Here is a 6623-nt window from a genome sequence, read left to right on the forward strand (position 1 = left end):
GCCCCTGATCAAGGTTGCAGGCCAACAGATCCACCGGCAACAGCCCGCGCCATTTCAACTCGTGCAGGATGGCCAGCAGCGTATAGCTGTCCTTGCCCCCCGACAGGCAGACCAGCCAGCGCGCGCCGGGCTGCACCATGCCATAGGTCTCCACCGCCTCGCGCACCTGCTGGACCAGCCGTTTGCGCAGCTTGGCGAACTCCGGTGTCGTCGGCGCGCCATGGAACAGGGGATGAATGTCGTCACAGTCGTCCAGCATCATCGTCTCCTCGGGTTCGCTGCCCTTATGCCAGAGGTGCGGACAGTGGCAAACCCTTTGGGATCGGTCGCGATAATGCTATGCTGGGGTATTGAATGATTTTTTTGGGAGATGACTATGGACTACGTATTTTGCGCAAGGAATACCTCGGGCGGTCAGTTTGGCGACAACGCTGGCCCCACCAAATATCTTGAAGTCCCGGAAACCGCTGCGATCCACACCCCTGCCATGGCAATCGCCAAATCGACCTGGTTCGCAAAAGTCGCCGCCAGCGCCGAAGTCCGCCGCACCGAGGCAGGCGCCCCGATCGGCGACGTGCTGATCTACATTCACGGCTTCAACACCAATCTGCGGACCGTCCTGCACCGCCACAGACTGCTGCGCAAAGGGTTGGAGGCGTTGGACTATAAGGGCGCGGTGGTCAGCTTTGACTGGCCATCCGCCGATGTGGCGGTCAACTACCTCGAGGACCGCACCGATGCCAAACTCACCGCGATCCGGCTGGTTACCGACGGTATCGGGCCGTTCACCGCCTTCTTGCGGCAGGATTGCGAAATCTCGGTCCACGTGCTGGCCCATTCGATGGGTGCGTTCGTGCTGCGCGAGGCGCTGGATGACGCGGATGACCGCAAGGCGCTGGTCACCACCGGCTGGTCGCTGTCGCAGGTGATGATCTGCTCGGGCGATGTCTCGGCCGATTCCATGGGGTCAACGGCGGTCAGCGCATCGCTTTACCGCCACTGCATCCGGCTGACGAACTATTCCAACCCCTATGACGCGGTGCTCAGCATCTCCAACGCCAAGCGCGTCGGCGTCTCGCCCCGGGTGGGTCGCATCGGCCTGCCCGCCTCGGCCCCCTCAAAGTCTGTAAACGTCAACGTCGGCATCTACTACGACGAACACCGCGAGGATTTTGCCGGCATCACCAACGCCGACCACTCCTTCTACTTCTCTTCGCCGCAGGTTCTGAAGGATATCCACCTGACCATTCAGGGCGAGATCGACCGTGCCTCGATACCCACCCGGCTTGAACGGGACGGCAAACTGTACCTGCGCCCCTGATCGCGGTTGGCGCACATCCGAACCACCTTTTCCCGCGTATACTTGGGAAAGGAGATTTCGATGCGCGTCCCTGCCCTCGCCGCCCTTGCCTTGATGGCCGCCTGCACCGGCAAGCCATCCTTCAACGATGCGGCCCTCAGTGACCGCAAACTGAACCTGGAGGAGTTCTTTGACGGCACGCTTACCGCCAAGGGCCAGTTTCAGGACGTCTTTGGCACCGTTCGCCGCCGGTTTGACGTAACCATCAAAGGTGATTGGGATGGCAAGCGCCTGCGCCTTGTCGAGGATTTCGCTTACGAGGACGGCTCCGCCGAGCAACGCATCTGGACGCTGGTGAAAACCGGCGACGACACTTGGCGCGGCACGGCACCAGGGGTGATCGGCGTTGCAGAGGGCGTCGAGGGCGGTGATCGCTTCAACTGGCGCTACACCATCGACCTGCCAGTCCCCGCGGCTGATGGAAGCGCCAAGACCGTCCGGGTAAGCTTTGACGATTGGATGTGGCTTTTGTCCGATGATCGGCTGTTGAACCGCGCCTACATGCAGCGCTTTGGCATCGATGCCGGCGATGTCACGATCAGCTTTGAAAAGCGGAACTGAACCGCCTTACACATGCTGCGCGCCGTTCACCTCGATCTCGGTGCCCGAGATATACGACGACTGGTCCGAGCACAGAAACCAGATCACGTCCGCAACTTCCTTCGGCTGGCCCAACCGCCGAAGCGGCAATTTCTCGACGATCTTGTCGGTGCCCGGTGACAGGATCGCTGTCTCCACCTCACCCGGCGCAATTGCGTTCACCCGCACGCCAAACGGCCCGAAGTCATGCGCCATCTCGCGCGTCAGCGCGGCCAGCGCCGCCTTGGATGTGGCATAGGCCGCCCCCGCGAACGGATGCACCCGGACCCCGGCAATCGACGTGACATTGACGATAGACCCCTTGGTCGCCACCAGTTCCGCCTGCAGGCCCCGCGCCAGGATCACGCTGGAAAAGAAGTTCACATGGAACACATGGCCCCAGGTCCGCAGATCCGTCTCAAGGGTGTTCAACCGCTTGCCGCCGTCGCCCTTCGGGCTGATCCCGGCATTGTTGACCAGCGCATGGATCCGCCCGCCGACCTTGCCCTTGATCGTCTCGATCGCTTCGATGGTCTTTTTCGGGTCGGCCAGATCAATCTGAATGTGGTTGTCCTCGCCACCCGGCCAGGGGCAGCGGGTGTCGAACGGTTGCCGCGAACAGGTCAGCACCCGCCAACCTTCGGCCGAAAAACGCTTGACCGTGGCATGGCCGATGCCGCGGCTTGCGCCCGTCAACACCAGCGTCTTCTGTTCCGCCATTCCTGCCTCCATTCGCCCCCACAATCCTTACCCTTATGGTCGGAAATGGCAAGCCAATCGCCGTCTTGGCAGGCGCAGTCTTGGTAAGCGCAGTCTTGGCAGGCGCGGTCAAAGGGGCTACCAAACCTCATCTCATGAGGCCCTCAATGAAGCAGCAGACCCTGACCATGCAAGATGCCCTCAACACCGCCAAGATGCTGTCCGAGGCGCTGCCCTATCTGCAGCGCTATTCAGGGGCGGTCGTGGTGGTCAAATTCGGTGGCAACGCCATGGGTGATGACGCAGCGATGGCCGAATTCGCGCGCGACATCGTGCTGATGCGGCAGGTCGGCGTGAACCCTGTCGTCGTCCACGGTGGCGGCCCGATGATCAACGAAATGCTGGAAAAACTTGGCATCAAATCCACCTTCGTGCGCGGCAAACGGGTCACCGACAAGGCCACCGTGCAAGTGGTGGAAATGATCCTTTCGGGTCTGGTGAACAAACGGATCGTGCAGGCGATCATGGATGCCGGAGGCCGCGCTGTCGGCATTTCGGGCAAGGACGACGATCTGATGGTCTGCGAGGTGGACGACCCCGAACTGGGCTTCGTCGGCCGCCCGATCGAAATGAACGTGCAGGTCCTGCGCGACCTGTACGCCGCAGGGATCATTCCCGTCGTGGCCCCGGTGGCCACAGGCATGGCCGATAACGAGACGTTCAACGTGAATGGCGACACGGCCGCTGGCGCAATCGCCGGGGCGCTGCAAGCTGACCGGCTGCTGTTGTTGACCGATGTTGCGGGCGTCAAGAACGCCGAAGGTCAGGTGATGACCCAGATTACCCCAGACGAGATCCGCCAGATGACGGCGGATGGCGTGATCGCTGGCGGCATGATCCCGAAAACCGAAACCGCCCTGAAGGCCATCGAGGAAGGCGTGCGCGCCGTCACCATCCTTGACGGGCGCATCCCCAATGCCTGCCTGTTGGAATTGTTCACCGACCATGGCGCCGGCAGCCAGATCCGCGCCACCGAACCACGAGTAAAGCCCCGCCTGCGCCGCTAGATCCTTCGGCGCGACCATGGGCAGGGCCGCCGTTCGCCCGATTCGCATGGCTTGGTTAACGGCCCTTTCGTCTACCGCGCGTGTAGACGCGATGAAGACGCAAAGAAGACGCAAAGAAGACGTGTGGTAGACGGCCAAAATGGCTTGATTTCAGCATGTAAATGCAAAGGCCGGTGCCGTCCGGTCAAAGGCCCTGCTTCCCTCCCGCCGCGACGTTTCCACCGTCCCGGCTCGGCGGCATTCCCCCGCTCCGATCCGGCGCTGGCAATCCGCTTCCGTTCCGCCTAGGCTTTCAGCGCGGTCTTGAAAAGGTATCTCATGCCAAACGAAGCCCTGATCCGCCTTTCTTTCTTCGCAGGCCTTTTCGCCCTGTTTGCCGTGCTGGAAACCCTCGCCCCCCGCCGCGCCCGCTCCGTCCCCCGGACCGGCCGCTGGTTCACCAACCTCGCCATGGTGGGGATCGACGCTCTGGTCCTGCGAGCGATGGCCATAGCCCTGCCGTTCCTCGCAGCGGGGGCCGCTGTCGATGCCTGGCGCTTTGGCTGGGGCCTGTTCAACGCCGTCAGCTGGCCGTTCTGGGCCGAGGCTCTGCTCTCCATCCTGATCCTCGATTTCGCGATCTGGCTGCAGCACCTGATTACCCATAAGGTACCGTTATTCTGGCGTTTTCACCGCGTCCACCACGCTGATCGCGATTTTGACGTAACCACTGCCGTCCGCTTTCATCCGATTGAAATCGCTGCATCGATGGCCTTGAAGATCACCCTGATTTATCTGCTTGGGCCGCCTGCCTTTGCCGTGTTGGCCTTCGAGATCCTGCTGAACGGCACCGCGCTTTTCAACCACGCGAACCTTGCCCTGCCCCGCTGGCTGGACGCCATCCTGCGTCTGGTCATCGTCACGCCCGACATGCACCGGGTCCACCATTCGGTCCGGCGCGAAGAACACGACAGCAATTTCGGCTTTGCCCTGTCGCTCTGGGACAGGCTTTTCCGAACCTATCGTGCCATGCCAGAGGCAGGACATGATGGAATGGTGATTGGGCTGGAATGGCAGGACGAACGACCGACCAGACTGGGATGGAGCCTGTGGCTGCCGTTCCGCTGACCCTGACCGATATCGAAGCGTTGCTGGTCGAACATCAGCTAACACTTCTAGGTGGCTTTGCCTGCGACGAAGAGCCCGCTTTGCCCTCAGGAACGCGCACCCTGCTGATGATCGGCCCTGCAGGTACCGGCTACTGGCCGCATGTGACGGCCCAGCCGGAATGGGACGGCGCGCCCGATCCGGTTGACCGCTGGTCACGGCGGGTGATCGGCCGCTTGGCTTGCGATCTCGGCGCCAAAGCCCTGTTCCCCTTTGGTGGCCCGCCCTGGCATCCCTTCTATCAATGGGCCCTCAGAACCAAACGGGTCTGGGACAGCCCGGTGCGCCTGCTGGTGCACGCCGATCAAGGCCTCATGGTCAGCTTTCGTGGCGCTCTGGCGTTGAAGCAGTCGATGGATCTGCCGCCTCCGCCGCCGCGCCCTTGCGACGCCTGCACCCAACCCTGCCTGACCGCCTGCCCCGTTCGCGCGTTGACCGGTGCGGGGTACGATGTCCCTGCCTGCCACGCATATCTCGACACTGCCGCCGGCAAGGACTGCATGGATCAGGGCTGCGCTGTGCGGCGCGCTTGCCCGCTGTCCCAGACCTATGCAAGGATGCCGGAACAGTCGGCCTATCACATGAGGCAGTTCCACAAATGAAGCGGTTGATCCTGACGCGCCACGCAAAATCCTCCTGGGATGATCCGCTTACCCCTGACCACGACCGGCCCCTCAACGAGCGGGGCAAAGCCGCCGCTGCCGATCTGGGGCAATGGCTGGCCAGCCGGGGCTATGTGCCCGACGAGGTGCTGTGTTCCGACAGCCTGCGGACCCGCAAAACCTTTTCCGGCATCGCCCCTGCCTTGCCCGGCACCCCGGTGCTGGAGCTGAAGCCGGCGCTGTATCATGCTGGCCCGGACGTGATGATGGCGGTCCTTCGGCACGCGACGGGGGCGGCGGTGATGATGATCGGACACAACCCGGGGATCGCCGAGTTTGCCCACAGGCTGGTGGCCCATACCCCGGCCTCGCCAGATTTCACCCGCTATCCGACTGGGGCGACCCTCGTGGTCGACTTTCTGGTCGACAGCTGGGCCGATGTGGACTTCGGGCAGGGGGTCACGGTGGATTTCGTGGTGCCGCGAGAGATTGTGGTCTGACCCTGTCCACGCGTGGACAAGAAGTACACCTTCAATAAATCAATGGGTTACCGATCCGCGTTCAGATTTCGTTAACGTTTGACCGCAGTCCACTGTGGTGTAACCAATTATCCCGGAGTGTTACCAATTAGGCCGGAAGAGGCGGTCTGAGGGCGGATGAAGCGGGATCATCTTGGATCACCTGATATCCTGGGATTGGCGCTGGCCGCTGTTGCGCCGGGTTGACCACCATCGGCTGAGGGCAGACATGCTTGTGTGGCGTTCTTTGGGGAAGGCAGCGGCCGTCGCAGTGATGATATCGGCGAAGGTCGTCGTGTCAATCCGGGGCGGATGAAGGCTTGCAACTCTGGGTCGGACGCTATGCGGGACGGCTGGCCGGACCGGTGCAGGCGGCGGTGTTCGGCGACCGCAGACAGGACATTTGAGGGGGTGTTCAACACCCCTTTAATCGACTGGTTAAGGGCCATTTCAAGGGTCCGGATCGTGCGGGCGTTGGCGGCTTGCAGGTCACCGATCTGGCGGGCGGAATCGCGCGCCTGGTGGATGGCAGTGCGGATCGTGGCGGGGTCGATCTGGGCATGAGCGGTCATTCAACTATTCCCGCTAACCACTCGGTCACAATCTCCAGGATCGTATCCTCTTGCTCTTGGGCAAAGCCAATATGGGGGCG

Annotated in this window: 7 protein-coding genes and 1 pseudogene; 6 read left to right on the top strand and 2 right to left on the bottom strand. The window is 62.3% G+C overall.

What is annotated here, in order from left to right:
- Window positions 1–259, bottom strand: a pseudogene (locus RMO18_RS07610) (tRNA 2-thiocytidine(32) synthetase TtcA); the annotation flags it as partial.
- Between the two features lie 117 nt (window positions 260–376).
- Here RMO18_RS07610 and RMO18_RS07615 point away from each other — a divergent pair.
- The gene (locus RMO18_RS07615) at window positions 377–1321 is read left to right on the top strand and encodes an alpha/beta hydrolase (protein WP_309664972.1); all 945 of its coding nucleotides are present in this window, start codon (window positions 377–379) and stop codon (window positions 1319–1321) included.
- 60 nt (window positions 1322–1381) lie between these two features.
- Window positions 1382–1921: a DUF3833 domain-containing protein gene (locus RMO18_RS07620; protein ID WP_309664973.1), complete on the top strand. Its 540-nt coding sequence runs from the start codon at window positions 1382–1384 to the stop codon at window positions 1919–1921.
- Between the two features lie 6 nt (window positions 1922–1927).
- On the opposite strand, the gene RMO18_RS07625 is transcribed toward RMO18_RS07620, so the two are convergent.
- Window positions 1928–2659, bottom strand: coding sequence for an SDR family oxidoreductase (locus RMO18_RS07625; protein WP_309664975.1), 732 nt, complete (start codon window positions 2657–2659; stop codon window positions 1928–1930).
- Between the two features lie 167 nt (window positions 2660–2826).
- Between RMO18_RS07625 and argB the strand changes: the two genes are divergently transcribed.
- The 4 genes from argB (at window position 2827) to RMO18_RS07645 (ending at window position 5953) form a co-directional block, all read left to right on the top strand.
- Complete coding sequence (argB, locus tag RMO18_RS07630) at window positions 2827–3705, top strand: acetylglutamate kinase (protein WP_405054029.1); 879 nt, start codon at window positions 2827–2829, stop codon at window positions 3703–3705.
- 318 nt (window positions 3706–4023) lie between these two features.
- Entirely contained in the window at window positions 4024–4812 is a 789-nt protein-coding gene (locus RMO18_RS07635) for a sterol desaturase family protein (RefSeq protein WP_309664980.1), read from the top strand.
- Window positions 4794–5453, top strand: coding sequence for a ferredoxin (locus RMO18_RS07640; protein ID WP_405054028.1), 660 nt, complete (start codon window positions 4794–4796; stop codon window positions 5451–5453). Before RMO18_RS07635 ends, RMO18_RS07640 begins: the two co-directional genes overlap by 19 nt.
- Complete coding sequence (locus RMO18_RS07645) at window positions 5450–5953, top strand: histidine phosphatase family protein (protein WP_309664983.1); 504 nt, start codon at window positions 5450–5452, stop codon at window positions 5951–5953. The genes RMO18_RS07640 and RMO18_RS07645 overlap by 4 nt, the downstream gene beginning before the upstream one ends.
- Window positions 5954–6623 lie beyond the last annotated feature (670 nt).

The organism is Tabrizicola sp., assembly GCF_031377265.1.
Taxonomy (GTDB): domain Bacteria; phylum Pseudomonadota; class Alphaproteobacteria; order Rhodobacterales; family Rhodobacteraceae; genus JAUYQR01.